At 69.7% G+C, this 19700-nt stretch carries 20 protein-coding genes and 1 riboswitch; of the genes, 6 read left to right on the top strand and 14 right to left on the bottom strand.

All coding sequences use genetic code 11. The annotated features are described in order from the left end of the window. Positions 1–74: 74 nt before the first annotated feature. From ACYVJ3_RS07610 to ACYVJ3_RS07620, 3 genes are read right to left on the bottom strand one after another with little or no spacing between them, the layout of a single operon-like run. Positions 75–1157: an oxygenase MpaB family protein gene (locus ACYVJ3_RS07610; RefSeq protein ID WP_460852149.1), complete on the bottom strand. Its 1083-nt coding sequence runs from the start codon at positions 1155–1157 to the stop codon at positions 75–77. Continuing rightward, a complete protein-coding gene (locus tag ACYVJ3_RS07615) occupies positions 1154–2002 on the bottom strand; it encodes an SDR family NAD(P)-dependent oxidoreductase (RefSeq protein ID WP_460852151.1) in 849 nt (282 codons plus the stop codon). Before ACYVJ3_RS07615 ends, ACYVJ3_RS07610 begins: the two co-directional genes overlap by 4 nt. Positions 2003–2016: 14 nt before the next feature. After that, a complete protein-coding gene (locus ACYVJ3_RS07620) occupies positions 2017–3876 on the bottom strand; it encodes an acyl-CoA dehydrogenase family protein (protein WP_460852153.1) in 1860 nt (619 codons plus the stop codon). A gap of 101 nt (positions 3877–3977) precedes the next feature. On the opposite strand from ACYVJ3_RS07620, the gene ACYVJ3_RS07625 reads away from it, so the two are divergent. Continuing rightward, positions 3978–4613, top strand: coding sequence for a TetR/AcrR family transcriptional regulator (locus tag ACYVJ3_RS07625; RefSeq protein WP_460852155.1), 636 nt, complete (start codon positions 3978–3980; stop codon positions 4611–4613). 191 nt (positions 4614–4804) lie between these two features. Here the strand turns inward: ACYVJ3_RS07625 and ACYVJ3_RS07630 are convergent, their stop codons facing one another. Further along, positions 4805–5158: a hypothetical protein gene (locus ACYVJ3_RS07630; protein WP_460852156.1), complete on the bottom strand. Its 354-nt coding sequence runs from the start codon at positions 5156–5158 to the stop codon at positions 4805–4807. 64 nt (positions 5159–5222) lie between these two features. Further along, positions 5223–5855 (bottom strand): LysE family translocator, encoded by a 633-nt coding sequence (locus ACYVJ3_RS07635; protein WP_460852157.1) that lies wholly within the window; start codon positions 5853–5855, stop codon positions 5223–5225. Between the two features lie 191 nt (positions 5856–6046). On the opposite strand from ACYVJ3_RS07635, the gene ACYVJ3_RS07640 reads away from it, so the two are divergent. The 3 genes from ACYVJ3_RS07640 to ACYVJ3_RS07650 all read left to right on the top strand — a co-directional run bounded on the left by ACYVJ3_RS07640 (position 6047) and on the right by ACYVJ3_RS07650 (position 8329). Then, positions 6047–6835, top strand: coding sequence for a helix-turn-helix transcriptional regulator (locus ACYVJ3_RS07640; protein ID WP_460852158.1), 789 nt, complete (start codon positions 6047–6049; stop codon positions 6833–6835). Positions 6836–6924: 89 nt separating this feature from the next. Continuing rightward, positions 6925–7941: a peptidoglycan-binding protein gene (locus ACYVJ3_RS07645; protein WP_460852160.1), complete on the top strand. Its 1017-nt coding sequence runs from the start codon at positions 6925–6927 to the stop codon at positions 7939–7941. Positions 7942–8035: 94 nt separating this feature from the next. Next, positions 8036–8329, top strand: a complete 294-nt coding sequence (locus ACYVJ3_RS07650) for a Fe-S cluster assembly protein HesB (protein ID WP_460852162.1) — start codon at positions 8036–8038, stop codon at positions 8327–8329. Position 8330: 1 nt separating this feature from the next. Here the strand turns inward: ACYVJ3_RS07650 and ACYVJ3_RS07655 are convergent, their stop codons facing one another. The 5 genes from ACYVJ3_RS07655 to ACYVJ3_RS07675 form a co-directional block, all read right to left on the bottom strand. Beyond that, on the bottom strand, positions 8331–9335 hold the full coding sequence (locus tag ACYVJ3_RS07655; protein WP_460852163.1) for a cytochrome d ubiquinol oxidase subunit II: 1005 nt from the start codon (positions 9333–9335) through the stop codon (positions 8331–8333). Continuing rightward, positions 9332–10690, bottom strand: a complete 1359-nt coding sequence (locus ACYVJ3_RS07660) for a cytochrome ubiquinol oxidase subunit I (protein ID WP_460852257.1) — start codon at positions 10688–10690, stop codon at positions 9332–9334. The genes ACYVJ3_RS07655 and ACYVJ3_RS07660 overlap by 4 nt, the downstream gene beginning before the upstream one ends. A gap of 61 nt (positions 10691–10751) precedes the next feature. Next, on the bottom strand, positions 10752–11153 hold the full coding sequence (locus ACYVJ3_RS07665) for a hypothetical protein (RefSeq protein WP_460852165.1): 402 nt from the start codon (positions 11151–11153) through the stop codon (positions 10752–10754). An 83-nt stretch (positions 11154–11236) separates the two neighbouring features. After that, a complete protein-coding gene (locus ACYVJ3_RS07670; RefSeq protein ID WP_460852166.1) occupies positions 11237–11785 on the bottom strand; it encodes a cysteine hydrolase family protein in 549 nt (182 codons plus the stop codon). Between the two features lie 29 nt (positions 11786–11814). Then, entirely contained in the window at positions 11815–12015 is a 201-nt protein-coding gene (locus tag ACYVJ3_RS07675; protein WP_460852167.1) for a hypothetical protein, read from the bottom strand. 64 nt (positions 12016–12079) lie between these two features. Between ACYVJ3_RS07675 and ACYVJ3_RS07680 the strand changes: the two genes are divergently transcribed. Next, a complete protein-coding gene (locus ACYVJ3_RS07680; protein ID WP_460852169.1) occupies positions 12080–12829 on the top strand; it encodes a peptidylprolyl isomerase in 750 nt (249 codons plus the stop codon). On the opposite strand, the gene ACYVJ3_RS07685 is transcribed toward ACYVJ3_RS07680, so the two are convergent. After that, on the bottom strand, positions 12816–13691 hold the full coding sequence (locus ACYVJ3_RS07685) for an SDR family NAD(P)-dependent oxidoreductase (RefSeq protein WP_460852171.1): 876 nt from the start codon (positions 13689–13691) through the stop codon (positions 12816–12818). The two genes, ACYVJ3_RS07680 and ACYVJ3_RS07685, sit on opposite strands and share 14 nt — an antisense overlap. Positions 13692–13776: 85 nt before the next feature. Here ACYVJ3_RS07685 and ACYVJ3_RS07690 point away from each other — a divergent pair, with 85 nt between their 5' ends. Then, positions 13777–15180 (top strand): DNA recombination protein RmuC, encoded by a 1404-nt coding sequence (locus ACYVJ3_RS07690; protein ID WP_460852172.1) that lies wholly within the window; start codon positions 13777–13779, stop codon positions 15178–15180. Positions 15181–15292: 112 nt separating this feature from the next. Here the strand turns inward: ACYVJ3_RS07690 and gcvP are convergent, their stop codons facing one another. From gcvP to ACYVJ3_RS07705, 3 genes are all read right to left on the bottom strand, one after another. Beyond that, positions 15293–18115, bottom strand: a complete 2823-nt coding sequence (gcvP, locus tag ACYVJ3_RS07695) for an aminomethyl-transferring glycine dehydrogenase (protein WP_460852173.1) — start codon at positions 18113–18115, stop codon at positions 15293–15295. Positions 18116–18192: 77 nt separating this feature from the next. After that, positions 18193–18283, bottom strand: a riboswitch (glycine riboswitch). A gap of 131 nt (positions 18284–18414) precedes the next feature. After that, positions 18415–18963, bottom strand: coding sequence for a MerR family transcriptional regulator (locus tag ACYVJ3_RS07700; RefSeq protein WP_460852258.1), 549 nt, complete (start codon positions 18961–18963; stop codon positions 18415–18417). Positions 18964–19226: 263 nt separating this feature from the next. Then, complete coding sequence (locus ACYVJ3_RS07705; protein WP_460852175.1) at positions 19227–19694, bottom strand: bifunctional nuclease family protein; 468 nt, start codon at positions 19692–19694, stop codon at positions 19227–19229. Positions 19695–19700 lie beyond the last annotated feature (6 nt).

Consider the following 19700-nt stretch of genomic DNA (forward strand, 5'->3'; position numbering starts at 1 on the left):
TCGCAGTCGCCGTAGAGGCTCGGGCACCCTCCACCAGCGCGGGAAGCACACTCCGAGCGGATGCGCGGCCTGGATCAAGCGAGCCTCCCGAGCACGGCCTGGGACTCGATCAGCCCCTCGTCGCTCGGCGCCTGGTGGTCGTCGAAGACGCGGGCGTACTGACGCGCGCGCAGTTCCAGGTGCGCTTCGGCCGGCTTGACGTACCCGTAGCGCTCACGGGCCTCGGCAGGGGTGAGCACGACCGGGTTCGCCGGCTCGATCTCCCGCCAGACCGGCTCCACGATGGCCAGGGTCGCGGGCGCGAGGATGCTGAGCAGCCAACGCTGGAGCGGGATGCTGCGGTGCAGGACCGCCATCATCATCTTCAGGATCAGCGTGATCGCAATGTCGGTGACACGGGACTGCCGGATGCCGGCGAGCGCGCGCATGTGGTGCGGCAGCGTCGCGACCGTTCCCTTGTAGATCAGCGCGTTCGCGATCGGCCGGATCAGGCCGAGGAGACCCTTGCGGGGGATGATCGCGTCGGCCCCGTTCAGCAGGTGCTTCATCATCCGCTGGGTGGCCTCGCTGGCAGCGAGCCTCGGACGCCAGGACTCGAAGTAGGCCTGCACCTCGGCGCGGGAGCGGGGGACGTCGGCCGGATCGCAGGTCTGGAACTCCGCGGCGATGGCGCACTCGGCCCAGTACTGGTTCACCTCGGCCTCGCTCAGCCTGCCCGGGCCGAACGTCTCGTACGCCGTCAGCACCGAGTGCCAGCCGGTGATGAGGATCCACAGCTGAGAGGCCGGGTCGTTGGCGTCGTACCGATTGCCACTGACCGGCTCGATGCCGATCGCCTTGGAGTGGATCTTGACCAGAACGTCGGCCATCTTCGAGACACTGCGGCTGTCGGCGAAGGCCACGGCCGCGAAGTACTGCACAGTCCGGGCGTAGCGCGTGTCAAGCCGGTCGTAGTTCGCTCCGGTGTTGTGGACCGCTGCAAGCAGGTTCGGATCGAGCTCCTCGATCGTCACCGCGCGCACGATCCCCATCAGCGGGGTCGTGGGGTAGCCCCAGACCTTGTGGGTGATCGAGTCCGGGCCGAAGAATCCGTAGTCCTCCGGCGTCTTGATCTCGCGGCGTGCCTTCGTCTTCGCGTGCTTCGTCACGTGCTTCATCGCTTGCTCCTTGCGGGCCGGGGGTTCGTAGGTCGTCGGGTGGGGGTCGGCTTCATCGCTCGAGCCAGGAGCGGAAGCTGGATGCCGTGGGGTGTCCAGCGGGCGCCGAGGCCGGACATGCGGACCATGCCGCCTGGTACGACGACGCGCCGGCCGCGCTCCAAGCCGTTGAGTGCGGCGCTCGCCACCGACTCGGTGGACACCCACATGGGCTTGGGCATGGTCTTCTTGATCGGTTGGTCACCGGCCACCTTCCAGAACTCCGTGCGGACCGGCCCCGGGCACAGCGCCGTCACCGTCACGCCGCGGACGGCCACCTCGTGGTGCAGCGCCTCGGAGAAGGTCAGCGTGTGCGCCTTCGCGGCGCTGTAGCCGGCCGACCAGGGCAGCGGCTGGAAGCCGGCGGTCGAGGCGACGTTGAGGATCGCCCCTGCCCGGTGGTCGATCATCTCGGGGAGGAACGACGAGGTGAGGTCGACGACCGCCTCGATCAGGACCCGGACCTGCTCCACCTCACGGTCTGCGTCGATGGTCGCGAAGTCGCCTCCAGTGGCGAAGCCCGCGTTGTTGACCAGGACCGAGACCCGGCGACCGCCCGCGCGGACGTCGGCGACCAGCTGGGTGCGCGCTGCGCGGTCGGCGAGGTCGCACGGGGCGACCTCGGCCTCGACGCCGTGCAGCTCGCGGATCCGCGCGGCCAGCTCGTCGAGCCGTTCCCGGCGTCGGGCGACCAGGGTGAGGTGGTGGCCGCGGGCCGCGAGCTGGAGCGCGAGCGCCTCTCCGATCCCGCTCGATGCGCCGGTGACCAGTGCGGTGGAGTCAGCGGTCGGTGCAGGGATGCCCATGGTCCGACCCCCGATCACGGGTTCATCGCGTAGCTGCCGGCAGTCGAGCGTGCCTCGGCCCAGACGCGGGCGGAGCGCTCGGCGTCGAAGGCGGGGCGACGCTGCATGGCGTTGGCGCCCCTCACCTGGGCGTTGGTCAGGGACGGCTTGCGGGTGAGCGTGACCGCGTGTGCGGAGATGTCTCCCACGAGCACCTCGAAGATGCTGTCCACGAGGTCAGTGTCGACCGCCCAGATCTTGGCCTGCTGCAGGATGAGGTCGCCGTACGCGATCGTGGTGAAGATGTCGCCGATGACCAGCAGGAGGTCCAGGTCGCGCATCTGCGCCTTGTCCAGCGGGGTCGTGCCGAGCAGGGCCTGGAACGCGTCGGCCTGCTCGAGCAGGAGCTTGACGTTCGGCAGGTGCGCCCACTCGGCGTACACCGCGCGCCAGTCGTGGAAGACGACCTTGCCCAGGCCCTCGGTCGGACCCTGATGCCACAGGTAGGTGTCGTCGGCGGTGTCGCGACGCCGCGGCGGCAGCTCCGGCGAGCGAGCGGCGAGCCTGGCGCCGAGCGGCTTCGCGGCACGGATCGCGGCGCGTGCGGCCTTGAAAGCGGGCGTGAACACCGCGTCGGGGACCTTGTCGGCCCTCCCGCGGACCGCGAGCAGGGCCAGGCTCGGATCGGTCGGGCTGAAGATGTAGTTCTGCAGGAACTTCAGCGACAGTGCCATGTTGAGGTGCACGGTGCCCTCGAGGCGTGGCAGACCCATCATCGCGACCGCGCCGACCGGGTAGTACATGTCGTTCTCGAAGCCGCGAGCCGCGATGCAGTCGGCGATCAGGTCGTAGACCTTCGCACCCTGGCGGCTGACGGTCATCTTCTCGATCGCGTCGAAGAGCAGGTAGCGACGGTCGTCGGCAGAGGCCGATCGCATGTAGTCGACGGCGCGCTCGGAGTACAGGTCCATGGCCTGGAGCCGGACCCAACTCTCGGTGAAGTTCGCGCGGACCTGGGCGAAGTCGGTCACCTTGGTGTCGAACAGCACCCGGTTCTCGGCGTGGGTCAGACCCTCGTGCCACACGTGCTGGGTGGCGCCGACGGACCCGAAGCCGATGTTGAACTTGCCGACGTTGACGGTGTTGATGGCCGCGTCGAAGGCCTCCGACCCGGCATGGATCACGTCCTCCTCCCGCACGGGGTAGTCCTCGAGGTCGAAGGCCGCAACGTAGATCTGGGAGTTGACGACGTTCTTGCGGAGCTTGTACGCCGGGTGCTGGCTGTCGACGACGAAGAAGACGTAGCCGTCCTGGGTCTTCGGACCGGTCGCGAGCCCCTCGACGCGACCGAAGACCGACACCATGCCCGCCTTGTTGCCGTTGCCGATGTAGTACTTGCCGCCATTGGCCCGGTAGCCGCCCTCACCGTCCGGAGTCAGCACCATGTCGGAGGTGTAGACGTCGGCGCCGTGCTCGCGCTCGGACAGACCGAACGCGAAGATCTCGCCGTCGTCGAGCAGTTGCGCGGCCCTGCGCTTGACCGCCTCGTTGCCGGTCTGCCAGATCGGGCCGAGGCCGAGGATCGTGACCTGCCAGACGTACCAGTAGGACATGCCGTAAAAGCCGAGGATCTGGCTGTACTTGGTGACCCGGGCCTCGTCCCAGCGCTTGTTCGGGTCACCGTCGGCCATCTCGGCCGGCGTGAGGAAGGTCGCGAAGACCTTCTCCTTCTTCTGGAACTCCAGGAACTCGGCGAACCAGACACGGTCGCGGTCCTGCTGCAGCAGCCAGCCCTTGCCCTTGCCCTCGAAGAAGGCGATGGTCGCCTCGAAGATCCGGCGGGTCTCCGCATCGAATTCGGCGAAGTCGGGCTTGTGCGGGTTGAGCAGTGACACGGGGACTCTCCATCTGGAAGGGGACGCGACCCACGTTAATACACCGATGTAGGATTTTGCTACAGTGACGTAGGAAACATCGCCGATCTAGGATCCCGTTCATGCCTGCCACTGCCCAGCGCCGTCCCCGTGAGCGAGCGTCCCACCTCGGGCCCGAACGACGGCGCCCGCAGGTCCTCGATGCCGCGCTGGCGATCGCGGTGCGTGACGGCATCGGCGCGGTGACGGTGGCTTCGGTCGCCGGCGAGATGGGCGTGACCCGCCCCGTCGTCTACGCGTGCTTCTGCGACCGCGTCGAGATGGTCGAGGCGCTCCTCGACCGCGAGACGTCAGCGCTGCTCGAGTCGCTCGTTGCCGCCCTGCACAGCTCTGGAGGGATCGATGACTCCGAACTGGCCTTCGTCAGCGGCTTCCAAGCCCTTCTGGCGACAGCGGCCGAGGCTCCCGACACCTGGCGGTTCCTGTTCACCGGCGACCCCGACCCCGCGGTCGCCGAGCGCTTCCGGGCTGCCAGGGCCCACCTCCAGGACCGGGCCACGCGGTGGATCGCGCCCGCCATGAAGCATTGGTGGCAGACAAGCGATCTCGAGGCGAAGCTCCCGGTTCTGATCGAGTTGTTCATGTCGTCGTGCGAGTCCGCAGTGCGATCGCTCCTCGACGAGCGGAACCAGTGGGACCGGAACGAGCTCGGCACCTTCGTCGGACAGGCCGTCCACCGGGCATTCGAGGGCGCCTGAGCGGCGCTGAACAACTGACGGCGGAGCCGCTCACCAATGCTCATCGCGGTGACGTGTTGACGAAGGGGAGTCGCCGAGGAAGGCCCATCCGCCAGCCCGGACGCGACGCGCGATGACAGATCGAGGCGAACCCGTCACCTGCGTCGATTCGGCAGGTCCGTCTGACCGCCGATAAGTGACATTATGTCAGATTACGGCGAGCCGAGGAGCGCGGCACGCAGTCGCGCCGTCGTACGTCGCTCCCCCTCGATGTCCCAGCACGGGTCGGGATCGTTGCCCTGCAGCCACGACAGAACCTGCCACGGCACGCCGTGCCCGCCGATCAGCTCGCGCGCACCGACATCGGCCACCCGGAGCTCGTCAGCAAGTCGGCACCAACCGACGACGCCGTCGACCGACTCGTGGATCAACCACGTCGGGGCGTCCCGCTCGCTGACGCAGGCGCAGAGCCACAGGGCGATCGGAATCTCTCCCGGAAGGACGGCGGGCGGCGGCAACAGCGCCTCGACCTCCCCGACCGCCGGATCCCAGTCCAGGTCAGCCATGCTGATTATTGTAGCACACGGATTCTCGGCGGGTGTCGTCAGCGCGACGTCAGCAGTTCCCGCCTCACGCGGCTCGTGCCAACCCGAGGTGGACGGCGAAGAAGGTGAGCAGACCGGCGGTCGTCCACCGTACGCCGAGATCGGCCCGCCGGCTGCGGCGTACGAGCCGAGCGACCTGGTCGGCGAGCAGCACCCAGACGCCGTTGATGGTCGCAGCCACGATGATCTGGACCAGCCCCAGCTGGACGACCTGTGCGGCCGTCGACCCGGAGCCCGGCGAGACGAACTGAGGCAGCAGCGCGCCGTACATCAGGGCCAGCTTGGGGTTGAGCAGGCAGGTCGTCAGGCCCATCACGTAGAGCCGGCGCACCGAGTGCTGCGGGAGCGAGGTGTCGGGGTCGAAGGCATTACGGCTGCCGCGGACCATGCCGAAGGCGAGCCAGATCAGGTACGCCGCGCCGAGCACCTTCACGACCAGGAAGAGCTCGGGCACGGCCGCGAAGAGCAGCGAGAGGCCCAACGCGGTGGCGAGGACGTAGAACAGGAACCCGGTGACCACCCCGGCCAGCGAGACCAGTCCGGCGCGCTTGCCCTGGGTGAGCGACCGCGACACCAGGTACATCATGTTCGGGCCTGGCGTGAGCACCATCCCGAACGCGATCGCGGCCATGCCGAGGGCTGCGCCGGTGCTGATCATGGGAGCCATTCAACCCGACCCGGGAGAACCCCGCCTCCGAGTTCTGCCCTCGAATCTCCCGACCGGCGTGCGCGCCGTCGACAGGGGTGGGCACCGAGCCTCGATCGCGCCACGGCCGGCATGGTTCGTTCGCCGATGCGCGGGTATGCCCGTCTAGGTAGGCGTTCGAGACGCATTCTCTAGGGGCATCGATGACGAGCTTGGCCGACCACGACTCGCCGTGGGACACGGACACCACGGCCGAACGCTTCGAACGCCTCTCCCGGGTGGCGATCGACGCTGCGGGCACGGAGGCGCCCCTGCCGGGCACGACGATCCGCGCCGTCGGGATCGTCGACATCCGGGCCGTGCTGCAGCAGCTCAGCGCCGAGGCGAGCGAGACGCTGTCGGTCCGCAGCTCGGTGACGGCCGAGTCCTTGGTCCTCAACCACGACACCAATGTTGCGCTGGCCGCCCTCGGCAAGCGGATGACCGGGCTGTTCGACTTCGCGACGACCGAACCGGCCGCGCGGGCCTGGCTCGCAGCAGCCACCAGCGCTAACTACCGCTACTGCCATGGTGCCGCCGGCCTCCAGTTCAAGACGTTCGATCGCAGGCTCCTGGTCGTCCCCGGTCCGCGGATCGACAGCGAGCCGAGCCTGCTGGCGATCACCGTTCCAGAGATCGTCCAGTCGGCGATGGCGCTCTTCCGCAAGCTCATGCGCAGCGGGTTCCCCGTCACGTCGTCCGAGCCGCCGACGGAGGGCTTCACCCCGCGCCAGTGGCGCATCGCGATGCTGATGGCCAACGACCTCGGCGACGAGGCGATCGCGCAGCGGCTCGGCGTCAGCCTGCGGACGGTGCGCTCCGACATCGCCGCCCTGATGCGCGCCCTCGGCGTCCAGTCGCGCTTCGCCGCAGGCATCCGCGTCAGCGAGCTGGGCATGGTCCAGGAGCCGTGGCCCGCGTCAGGGATCGGCGTACGCCGTCCCTCTGCGTGAGTGGCCTGCAGGTTGCTGCAATCGGCATTCCGCGCACTGGCGGCACCGGCGAGCATCGCGAAGACCACCCCCTTGAGAAGGAGATCGCCATGCACGCGCCACACCGCCTGCTGCTCCCCCTGTTCCTCGCCTTTGCAACGCTCGTCCTCGGCATGACGACGGCCCCGGCTCAGGCCGCGACCCTGAGTACCCGCCAGGTCCAGCTGAACCTCGCCGGGCTCGGCTATCTCAGCTACGCCGACGTCGACGGTGCTGCCGGGCCCACCACCTCGGGCGCCGTGAAGGCGTTCCAGAAGGTCCGTTGCATGGACGCCGACGGCGCCGCGGGGCCGCGCACGGGTGACCAGCTGGTCGCGGTGATGAAGCAGGTCCAGGCCAAGGTCGGCGTCACCGCCGATGGCCTCAACGGCTCGGGCACGAAGGCTGCCATCATCGCCTGGCAGAGGGCCCACGGCCTGACCGGCGACGGCATGGCCGGACCGGCGACCTTCAGGGCGATGGGCATCGCCCGCGCGCGGTCCTGCGGGGGCCCGATCGTCGGCGGCATCTACCAGGACTCCTCGAACGTGGCGTGCGCCGCGGGGACGACCAACCTCGGAATCAGGTCGGTCTACTTCTCGGGCACCGCGATCAACGCGCGGCTGTGCGCGATCCCCGGGTTCAGGAGCTCGAGCTCGGAGAGCCAGCCCGGAAACGCGTACTACGTCTCCGGCGCCAACGGGAACGTGATCGTCAACGCCCGCGCGTCGAACGCCATGCTGGGCATCTTCCTGACGGCCAAGAACAGCGGCCTGACCCTGTCGGCGAACAGCAGCTTCCGCACGATGGCGCACCAGCGCTACCTGTGCAGCACCAACAGCCTCTGCAGCCGCGGGGTCTACACCTACGTCGCGCGCCCCGGCTACTCCTCGCACCAGAGCGGTGTCGCGGTGGACTTCAACGGGACCAGCGTCAAGGGCGGTGGCTCGTGTGCGACGCGCGCGACCAACAGCAGCAGCGCTGTCTGGTCGTTCCTCGAGCGGAACGCACGCCGCTTCGGCTTCGAGCAGTACTCCGCGGAGTCCTGGCACTGGGATGCGCGGACCGACCTCAGCAACCGCTGCTGACCACCTGTGGACCTGCCGCCGGGAGCGGCTGCCCTTGAATCCCCCGGCCCAGCGTGTTCTGGTGGAAGGGACAGCCCCTCTCGGAAGGCAAGGAATGCTCACTCTCACCGACAACGCAACGAACATCGTCAAGTCGCTCATCGCACAGCCCGGAACCCAGGGCCTGCGCATCAGCGCCGAAGGCATGGCCGATGGCCTCGCGGTGTCGACCGCCGCCGAGGCCCACGCCGAGGACCAGGTCGTCGAGCAGAACGGTGCGACCATCTACCTCGACGAAGGCGCCGCCCAGCAGCTGGGCGACAAGGTCCTCGACGCCGGCGTCGACGAGTCCGGCAACCTGCAGTTCTCCCTCGACATGCAGGGCGACGCGGGCCAGCCGACCGCCTGATTCAGGAGTGCTCGCTCCAGTCCTCCGACTGGGTGAGCCGGAACAGGTAGAACAACGAAGGACCGACGAGGACGCCGGCCAGCCCGACCGCGACGAGAAGCCCCTCCAAGGTGGCTCGGGCGCCGGCGGCCTCGTTCAAGGTGAGCTGGTCGACCAGCAGCCAGGGGTACTGCCCCATCCCCCAGCCGGAGACCACGGCAGCGACCGCGACCACCGCGGTCAGGCGGGCAACGGCGTACCGGCGTCGCCACAGGAGGACCAGCGTGGCGACGCCGGCCATCGCCGAGGCGACGACGAGCGGGGCGGCGCGGCCCTCGAGGCCGTGGCTCAGCGTCCTCGCGTCGTGCTCCAGCGGCACCAGCGCCGCGAACACCACCGCACCGGTGGCCACCCCGACGCCGAGCGTACGCCGGCGCAGCGACTCGGCCAGGCCCTCATGAGCACCCCTCGCTGCGTCCGCGCACAGGAAGCAGCCGGCGAGGAACGCGCACGTCCCCACGGCGATCACGCCGCCGAACAGGGACGTCGGGTTGAGCCACGAGGACCAGACGTCGCCCTGGCCGGTCGCGGGCACGCGGCCCGAGGCAATGGCACCTGCGACGGTGCCGAGGAAGAACGGCGTGATGACCGACGACAGCGCGAAGACGACGCCGAACAGGCGCGCCTGGGCCAACGTGTCGGCGTACTTGCGGAACGCGAAGGCCGCACCGCGCAGCACGATGCCGAGCAGCGCGAGCAGCAGCGGCAGGATCAGCGTGCTCATCGCCGGCGCGAAGGACGACGGGAAGCCGGTCCACCACACCACCAGCACGTAGATCAGCCAGACGTGGTTGGCCTCCCACACCGGGCCGATGCTGTGGTCGACCAAGGTGCGTAGCTCCGCTCCCCTGCGCGAGCCACCGGCGGTGAGGTCGTAGAAGCCGGAGCCGAAGTCGGCCCCACCGAGGACGGCGTACGCGATCACGCCGACGAAGAGCGCCGCGGCGACCAGGATCGGGAGACTCATGCCGACGCCCCCATCTTCTCGGGGCCGTAGGGACTGGGCAGCTCGGCGTCGCCCTCGCGCCAGCGCCGGGCCATCGATCGCAGCACGACCACCGCTCCCCAGGTCATCAGCGAGTAGACGATGACCGACGCACCGAGCAGGAACCACAGGCGCCCGGTGTAGGGACCGACGGCGTCGGTGGTGCGGAGCACGCCGTACACGATCCAGGGCTGTCGGCCGACCTCGGTCGCGATCCACCCCATCTCGAGCGCGGTCATGGCGAGCGGGCCGGCGACGACGGCAGCCCGCAGGAACCACCGCTTCTCCAGCAGGTCCCTCCCCCGCTTGCGCTGCACCCAGAACAGCACTACCCCGGCCGCGAGCAACGAGCCGATCCCGACCATCGACTGGAACGCCCAGTGCGTCATCGTCACGGGCGGCTGGTCGTCCTTGGGGATCTGGTCGAGCGACGGGACGGGCTTGTCCCAGGAGTTCATCGCCAGCAGCGAGCCGAGCCGCGGGATCGAGATCGCCCCGTGCAGCTCTCCCCCACTGACCCAACCCCCGGCATGGAGCGGCGAGGGGCTCTCCGGCTCCGTCGCGGCCTCGAAGGCGGCGAGCTTGGCGGGTTGGCGGTCGGCGAGGCCGATGCCGAGGATGTGGCCCATGAACGGCTGCGTCACCGCAGCGATCGAGGCGAAGACGAAGGGCACCAGGAAGCCGATCCGGTGGTGGGCGTCGCGACGTCCGCGGAGCATGCCGACGGCGTAGACGCCGGCCACGGTGAAGCCGGTCAGCATGTACGCCGCGAGCCACATGTGGGCGAAGGCCAGGAAGGCATGGGTGTTGAACAGGACCTTCCACGGGTGGACGTCGGTGACCTTGCCGTCGACCAGCGTGAAGCCGACGGGCACGTTCATCCAGGCGTTGACCGCGAGCACACAGTAGGCGCCGACGATGCCGGTGATCGCCATCGGCAGCACCATCCAGACGTGCTGCTTGGCGGGCATGCGACCCCAGCCGTAGAGATAGATGCCGAGGAAGATGGCCTCCAGGAAGAAGGCGAGTCCCTCGAAGGCGAACGGCAGGCCGAGGACGTCGCCGTACTTGCCCATCAGGCCGGGCCAGAGGACGCCCATCTCGAAGCTGAGCACCGTTCCCGAGACGGCGCCGATCGCGAACAGCACCGCCGAGACCTTGGCCCACCGCTTGGCCAGGCCGAGCGCCACGGGATCGTCACGCCGGACTCCCCTCAGGTGCATCGCGAAGATCATCGCCGGGAAGGCGACGCCGAAGGCCGCCAGCACGATGTGCCAGCCCAGGGACAACGCCATCTGCTCACGAGCGGGAAGGAGTCCTGATGGTTCCGCGAGCATGCTGATCACACCAGCGAAGTTACGCCCCCGGACCCGAGAACTCCCACGCTTGTGAATGTATTCACGTAATCCGGACGATGCTCCCGCGCAAGGCCGAGCGCAGCGCCGCCGTCGCCGACGTCGCCGCAGGGCCGGGTGGTCGCCCGTCGCGGTGGTAGGGCGCGGTGATCGCGTTGCTGAGCACCTGACCGGAGGTCGTGATGATCGCGAGGCGCCACCGCCGCTCGCCGCGCCAGGGGCTGTCGGCCGGCACCAGCTCGACCCCCAGCACGTCGGCGGCCGCGATGCGCACAGGCCGGTAGAACCGGGACATCCGGCTCGTGGGCACGACGAGCTCGCGTACCCCGCGGGTGTCGTCGACGACGACCGGGCTGTGCAGGGACGACGCACGCCGGAGCCGCAGCAGGCCCCACGCGAGCACGACCGCGGCCAGCACGGCGACGGCGCCGTTCGGTGCCGTCACGATGCCGACGGTGGCCACGACGCAGTGCGCCACGGCGGTGAGGACAGGAGCCAGCCAGTAGGTGCCGGCACGGAAGGCAGCGCTCAGAACTCGACCTCCGCGGTCGGCACGACGGCAGCCGTGCGCCCGGGCGCCTTCTGGTTGGCCCACAGCCCGTTGAGGTGGTTGACCACCAGCTCGGGCGCCGGGAACTCGCCCCACTCACGAAGGTCCTCGGTCGTGTGCGCGTCGCCGACCAGCGTGACGTCGTACCCGCGGGTGAGGGCACCATGAATGGTGGAACGGATGCAGTAGTCGGTCTGCGCGCCGGCCACCACGAGATGCCCGATCCCCCGCTCGGCCAGGACGTCTGACAGCTCGGTGTCCTCGAAGGAGTCGCCGTACGTCTTGTGGATCCAGGGCTCGTCGTCGCTCGCGACGAGCTCGGGCACGTAGGTCCAGCCCTCGCTCCCCCGGACCAGCCCGTCGTCGGAGTGCTGCACCCACACGACCGGCACGCCGGCCTCACGAGCACGATCGACGAGGGTGGCGATGTTGGCGATGACCGGCTCGGAGTTGACCGAGGAGGCCATGACGTCATGCTGGACGTCGACGACGAGGAGAGCGGTGGCATCACGGCCGAGAGTGGACATGCCGACAACGTACGCCGGACCGCCGACAGTCACTTCTCAGCGCGGGACCTCCGCTGCGAGTAGCGGGCCGGCAGCAGCATCATGATCACCACGGTCAGCACGAACGTCACGGGCACTGCGCTCAATGCCCAGACGAGGTCGTGCTCGGCGACGTACGCGCCCAGCCCACCACACGGTGCGAGGAGAGCGGATTGGGGCACGATCTGGGCGAGCTTGTCCTTCGTCGACATGGTGGTTCTCTGCCCACATCGCGCGTCGATGAATCCGCCGACAGAGCGCCAGTAGAGTCGGCACGTGCTCAAACGTGCCCTCGCCGGCGTACCGGCCCTCCTGCTCCTGCCCCTCATCGCGACCGCCGCCTGCGGCTCGAAGTCGAGCGACACCACCGATGCCGGTGGGACCCCGACGACGCCCGCGACCAGCAGCGCTGCCCCAGGACCGACGTCGCCCGCCGGTGCCACGACGTCCGCACCCCAGGCCGCAGGCACGACGTGCAACTACCCCTCCGACGGCTCCAAGTCGAAGGCGACGCCGCCGCCGGCCCGCGCGAAGGCGTCGGGCACCGTCCCGGCCGTCCTCCACACCACCGTGGGCGACCTGCACCTGAGCCTGGACGCCAAGGCGGCGCCCTGCACGGTCAACTCCTTCGTGTCGCTGGCCAAGCAGGGCTTCTACGACGGCAGCCACTGCCACCGCCTCGGGAACAGCCCCGGCTTCCAGATGCTGCAGTGCGGCGACCCGACCGGCACCGGCATGGGCGGCCCCGGCTACACCGTCCCGGACGAGATCACCGGCAGCGAGACCTACCCCGCCGGCACCCTCGCGATGGCGAACACGGGCCAGCCCAACTCGGGCGGCAGCCAGTTCTTCATGGTCTTCGGCGACACCCAGCTGCCGCCGAGCTACACCGTCTTCGGCACCTTCGACAAGGCCGCCATCGACACCCTCGACAGCGTGGCTGCCAAGGGCATCTCGAACCCCGGACCGGACGGCACGGGCGAGCCCAAGGAGCGCGTCGAGTTCCAGTCGATCAGCGTCGGCTGACCAGCTGCTCCGAGCGCTCCCAGAGCGATCGGGCCAGCTCGGCGTCCTCGGCGTTGCGCGAGCGTCGGGCCACGTCCGGCCAGCCGTAGAGCTCGGTCAGGCCGGACGGCCCGATGTAGGTGTTGCCGGGGACGTCCATCGTCGCGGCGTAGACGCTGTTCAGCGCGCCGCGCCAGGCCGGCATGCTGACCAGCCGCTGGCCGTGGTGACCGATCCAGGACACCACCGCGTTGCCGGTACCACTGGTGATGTTGCTGGCGGTCGCACCCGGGTGCGCGCCGACAGCACGCACGGGTGAGCCGGAAGCCCGCAGGCGCCGGTCCAGCTCGGTCAGGAACAGCAGACAGGCCAGCTTGCTCGCGGCGTACGCACCGAAGACCTTGTACGGGCGCCGCTCCCAGGCCAGGTCGTCGAGCTCGAGCACTCCCCTGCGGTGCTCGCGCGAGCCCGTCACGACGACCCGGTCGGTGATCCGCTGCAGCAGCAGGTTCGTGAGCAGGAAGTGGCCGAGGTAGTTGGCGGCGAAGTGCTCGTCCACGCCCTCGGGCGTCACCCGGTGAGGTACGCCGAGCACCCCGGCGTTGTTGACCAGGACATCGACGTCGCCGTCGAGGTCGTCGGCGAAGGCGCGCACCGAGTCGAGATCGGCCAGGTCGATGCGGCGTACGTCGACGCGCCCCTTGTCGTGGCCCGGGACCGTGCGCGCCGCGGCCTCGCCCTTGTCGACGCTCCGGCAGGCCAGCACGATCTCCGCACCGCGCGATCCGAGGATCTGGGCGACCGCCAGACCCACGCCGGAGTTGGCGCCGGTGATCACGAACCGGCGGCCGTGCTGCGGAGGTACGTCGGTCCATGGGCGCATGGCGGAAGGTTGCCACAAGCACGCGGCCGGCAGCTGCCCGGCGTGGAAGCCGGGTTGTGTCGGCGGTTCCTGTTTGGATGAACGCATGCTCGTCGTCGTGCTTCTGATCGGTCTCGTGGTCGGTGTCGTCATCGGCGGTCTGGTCGTGCACCAACGCGCCGGCGCCGCCCTCGTGGAGGTCCAGGGCGAGCTGGCGCAGGCGCAGGTCGAGGCGGTCGCGCTGCGCCAGCGCGCCGCGGCTGCCGAGGAGCTGGGCCGCGCCCAGCAGGAGCTCGTCGTGGCCCGGGTCCGCGAGCAGGAGGCGGACGCGCGTTCCGTGCTCCAGGCCGAGCTCGCCAGCGCCGGTGCCACCCTCGCCGAGCTGCGCGACGCGCTCGCCCAGACGCGCGAGCAGCACCGGCAGTACGTCGAGGACAACCGGCTCGCGCAGGCGGCGCGCGAGAAGGGCGAGCAGGGCCAGACCCAGGTCCTCAAGACCCTCGCACCCGTCGTCGAGCACCTGCGGACGATGCAGAGCAAGGTCGACGACCTCGAGCGGGCCCGCGTCAAGCAGCACACCGAGCTGGCCCAGCAGATCCAGCACACGCAGCGCTCCGTCGAGGAGTCGCGCAAGGCCGCCGACACGCTGTCCTCGGTGCTGAAGAACAACGCCGTGCGTGGCGCGTGGGGAGAGACCCAGCTGCGGACCCTCGTCGAGACCGCGGGCCTGCTCAACCGTGTCGACTTCGACCTGCAGGCATCCGTCGTCGCCGACTCCGGTGACCGCCGCCCCGACATGGTGATCAACCTGCCCGGCGGCAAGCAGATGGCGATCGACGCCAAGGTCCCCTACAACGCGTTCATGGACGCGCATCGCGAGGGCATCGCGCCCGAGGCGCGTCAGGCGCTGATGGAGGACCACGCCCGCAAGGTGCGCGGCCACGTCGACGTCCTGTCCAGGAAGGGCTACTGGACCGGCCTGGACGTGAGCCCGGAGTTCACGGTCGCCTTCATCCCCAACGAGCAGCTGCTCAACGCCGCCCTCGACGTGGACCCGTCGTTGATGGAGCACGCCTTCCGGCAGGGCATCGTCCTCGCGACGCCGACCAACCTCTGGGGTCTGCTCAAGACGGTGGCGTTCACCTGGAAGCAGGAGGCGCTGACCGAGGACGCCCAGCAGCTCTTCGAGCTCGGCCAAGTCCTCTATCGCCGCATCCTCAAGCTCTCCGAGCACGTCGACAAGCTGGGCCGCTCCCTCCAGCGCAGCGTGAAGGACTACAACGCCTTCACCGGCTCGCTCGAGCGCTCGGTGCTCCCGGCCGCACGCAAGCTCAACGCCGCCGACCCGCTCTCCACGATCCCCGTTCCCGTCGAGCTCGAGGAGGCGCCGCGGTCACTCACCGCCGGCGACTTCGAGGCGATCGCCGACATCGAGCGTGACGAGCTCACCTTCGACTTCGGAGACTCCGTCATGGAGGCCGAGGTCGTCGAGGACCGCGACGCGGGCTGAGCCGACCGCAGGTTTCCCAAGGTATGCAGGGAAACCTGCACTTCCCTAGCGTTGTACAGCTTGGGAAGTGCAGGTTCGGCTGCATCCCTTGGGAAACCCGCAGGCCGCCGCCTCAGTCGGCGTACGCCTCCAGCGGCGGGCAGGCGCAGACCAGGTTCCGGTCGCCGTACGCCTGGTCGATGCGGGCGACGGGCGGCCAGTACTTGTCCGGGTCGATGCCGGCCGGGAAGACGGCGACCTCGCGGGAGTAGGAGCGCTCCCACTCGCCGACCAGCGCACGGCCCGTGTGCGGCGCGTGGCGCAGCGGCGAGTCCTCCGGGCTCCACTCCCCCGCGCCGACCTTGTCGATCTCGCCCTTGATGGCGATCATCGCGTCGCAGAAGCGGTCCAGCTCGCGCAGGTCCTCGGACTCGGTCGGCTCGACCATCAACGTGCCGGCGACCGGGAACGACATCGTGGGTGCGTGGAAACCATAGTCGATGAGGCGCTTGGCGATGTCGTCGACCGTGACTCCCGTCTGCTTGGTGATGTCACGGACGTCGAGGATGCACTCGTGGGCCACCAGGCCCGACTCACCGCGGTAGAGCACCGGGAAGTGCTCGCCGAGGCGCGCGGCGACGTAGTTGGCCGACAGCACGGCGACCGCGGTCGCGGTCGTCAGGCCCGCGCCACCCATCATCCGGATGTAGGCCCACGAGATCGGCAGGATGCCGGCCGAGCCGTACGGCGCCGCCGAGATCGCGCCGGTGCCCTCACGGCGCGCCGGGTCGGGGTGGAGCACGTGGGTCGGGAGGTACGGCGCGAGGTGCGAACGCACCGCGACCGGACCGACGCCCGGGCCACCGCCGCCGTGCGGGATGCAGAACGTCTTGTGCAGGTTGAGGTGCGAGACGTCGCCACCGAACTGGCCGGGCTTGGCGTAGCCGAGCAGCGCGTTGAAGTTCGCGCCGTCGATGTAGACCTGTCCGCCGTGCTCGTGGACGACGTCGCAGAGCTCGGTGATGGTCTCCTCGTAGACGCCGTGCGTCGAGGGGTAGGTCACCATGATGGCGGCCAGCGTGTCGGCGTACTGCTCGCACTTGGCGCGCAGGTCGGCGAGGTCGACGGTGCCGTCGTCCTCGGCCTTGACCACGACGACCTTCATGCCGGCCATCACCGCTGAGGCGGGGTTGGTGCCGTGCGCGGATGACGGGATCAGGCAGATGTCGCGCTGCGCCTGGCCCTGGGCGACGTGGAAGTCGCGGATGGCGAGCATGCCCGCGAACTCGCCCTGCGCGCCGGCGTTCGGCTGGATCGAGACCCGGTCGTAGCCGGTCGCCTCGGCCAACCAGCCCTCGAGCTGGTCGATCAGCTGGGTGTAGCCGGCCGCGTCGTCGGCATGGACGAACGGGTGCAGGTTGGCGAAGCCCGGCAGTGAGATCGGCTCCATCTCGGTCGTGGCGTTGAGCTTCATCGTGCACGAGCCAAGCGGGATCATGCCCTTGTCGAGCGCGTAGTCACGCGAGCTGAGCTTGTGCAGGTAGCGCAGCATCGAGGTCTCGTTGCGGTGGCTGTGGAACACCTCGTGGGTCATGAACTCCGACTCGCGCGAGAGGTCCTCGGGCAGCGCGGCGACCGGGTGCTCGGCGACGGCGGCGACACCGAACGCGTCGAGCAGCGCGGCCAGCGTCGCCTCGCCGGCGGTCTCTCCGAAGGCGATCGCGACGGTGTCGGCGTCGACCTGGCGGATGTGCAGGCCGCTCGCGTGGGCGTTGGAGACGACGACGGAGGCGCGGTTCGGCGTACGAACCTCGATCGTGTCGAAGAACGAGTCCGCGACCAGCTCGAACCCGGCGTCCTGCAGCGACGCGGCGGCACGCGCGGCCAGGCGGTGGATGTCGCCCGCGATCGCGCGCAGCCCGTCGGGGCCGTGGTAGACGCCGTACATGCCGGCCGTCACGGCGAGCAGGACCTGCGCGGTGCAGATGTTGGAGGTCGCCTTGTCCCGGCGGATGTGCTGCTCGCGCGTCTGCAGCGCGAGGCGGTACGCCGGGCGCCCCTCGGCGTCGATCGAGACGCCGACCAGGCGCCCGGGCAGCTGGCGCTCGAGACCCTCGCGGACCGCCATGAAGCCGGCGTGCGGGCCGCCGTAGAACAGAGGCACGCCGAACCGCTGGCTGGAGCCGACGACGACGTCGGCGCCGAGCGCGCCGGGCGCCTCGAGCAGCGTCAGGGCCAGCAGATCGGCGGCGACGACGGCCAGGCCTCCCTGAGCGTGTGCGGCCTCGATCAGCGGGCGCGGGTCGAGGATCCGGCCGGAGGCGCCGGGGTACTGGATCAGGACACCGGACACCGGGCCGGCCGGAAGGCCGTCGGTCAGGTCCGCGACCTCGACCGCGATGCCGAGACCGGCCGCGCGGGTGCGGACGACGTCGATGGTCTGCGGCAGCGCATCGGCGTCGATGACGAACGGGCCCTCGGCCTTGCGCAGCACGCGGTGGACCAGGCCGAGCGCCTCAGCGGCGGCGGTGCCCTCGTCGAGCAGCGACGAGCCGGCCAGCGCCATGCCGGTCAGGTCGGCGACCATCGTCTGGAAGTTGATCAGCGCCTCGAGGCGGCCCTGGGAGATCTCCGGCTGGTACGGCGTGTACGCGGTGTACCAGCTCGGGTCCTCGAGCACGTTGCGGCGGATGACCGCCGGCGTCACGGTCGCGTGGTAGCCCAGGCCGATCATCGCCTCGCCGGGCACGTTCGCGCCCGCCAGCGCGCGCAGCTCCGCGGCGGCCTGCTCCTCCCCGACGGCCTCCGGCAGGTCGAGCGGGGCACCGGTGCGGATCGCCTTCGGCACCGCGGCGTCCATCAGCGCCTCGAGCGAGTCGTAGCCGAGCCGCTCGAGCATCGTCGCGACCTGCTGGTCGTCGGGTCCGAGGTGGCGGTTGAGGAAGGGCACGCTCATGGGGCGGAGGCTCCTGGGGGTCGGGTCGCTGGTACGACGAACCCTCCCCCTCTGTCGGCACGCACCTCCAGAGTTGCCTGCTCCACACGGTTCGGGTGCCTGAGAGGTTCCGGGGAGGAATTGCCCCTTCGGCGCGGGCACGGAGCCCGACTCTCCCGTGCGGGATCAGCAGCGACCACACCCTACCAAGCGCGTCGGACCGCGCCGGTCGACCTGCGCATTCCGGTGACGACGCTCAACATCCCTGGACATGGCGAAGGGCGGCCCGAGGGCCGCCCTTCAAGATCAACTGCGCCGATTCAGACGGCGCTGCGTGCCGCGCGGCGCGCGGCGAGCATGTCGCCGGCGACCGGCTCGGAGGGAGCATCGTCGTTCGCACGCTCGCTGGGGAGCGCGGCGAGGGTGCCCTCGATCTCGCGCCAGACGCCGCCGATGGCGATGCCGAAGACGCCCTGCCCGCCCTGGAGCAGGTCGATGACCTCGTCGTTGCTGGTGCACTCGTAGACCGAGGCGCCGTCACTCATCAGGGTGACCTGGGTCAGGTCGTCGGTGCCGCGCTCGTGGAGGTGGCTGACCGCCGTACGAACCTGCTGGAGGGAGACGCCGGCGTCGAGGAGACGCTTGATGACCTTGAGGATCAGGATGTCGCGGAAGCTGTAGAGGCGCTGCGAGCCGGAGCCCTTGGCGCCGCGCACGCTGGGCTCGATCAGGCCGGTGCGGGCCCAGTAGTCGAGCTGGCGGTAGGTGATGCCGGCCGCGTTGCAGGCGGTCGGGCCGCGGTATCCGAGGTCGCTGGGCAGCGGCGACACGTCGTCGGTGAAGAGAAGACCCTGTTCCTCGGCCGCCATCTGGGCGGCGGAGTCGGTCTGCTCCGGCTGCTGCTCGTTCACTCGGTCCTCCAAGGGCTGAGTCGGGACTTAATGAAGGTACGGCCCCGATGTGAAGTGGGTCAAAGACGTTGCAGGGCGTGTCGCGAAATCTCTCACCCTCAAGTGAAGGTTGAGGCTTGGCGCTGCGCGCTCAACCCTCGCTGGAAGTACGCCGCTTCGCGGCTGACTAGTTCGCTCGCGGCATCGACCGAGCTCGTTCCTCGCTCGACGACGCCGCTCACTCACGTCGTATCGAAGTCCTCTGGCGAGACGTGGTCGAGGAAGTCCCGGAACTTCTCGACCTCCTCGTCCTGCTCGGCAGGTACGGCGAGCCCGGCCTCCTCGAGGACGGCCTCCTCGCACATGATCGTGGTGCCCGTGCGCAGGGCCAGCGCGATGGAGTCCGAGGGTCGCGCGCTGACCTCGGCACCGTCGGCGAAGACCAGGGTCGCGTAGAAGACACCGTCACGTACGTCGGTGATGCGGACCTGGCTGAGCTCACTGCCGGTCGCGGCCAGGATGTCCTTGATCAGGTCGTGCGTGAGCGGACGGGGCGGGACGACGCCCTGCTGGGCGAACGCGATCGCGGTCGCCTCGACCGCACCGATCCAGATCGGCAGGTAGCGGTCCCCCACCACCTCGCGCAGCAGCACGATCGGCTGGTTGGAGGGCATCTCCACCCGGACTCCCATGACATCGACCTCGCGCACAAGCCC

The organism is Nocardioides montaniterrae (assembly GCF_054782655.1).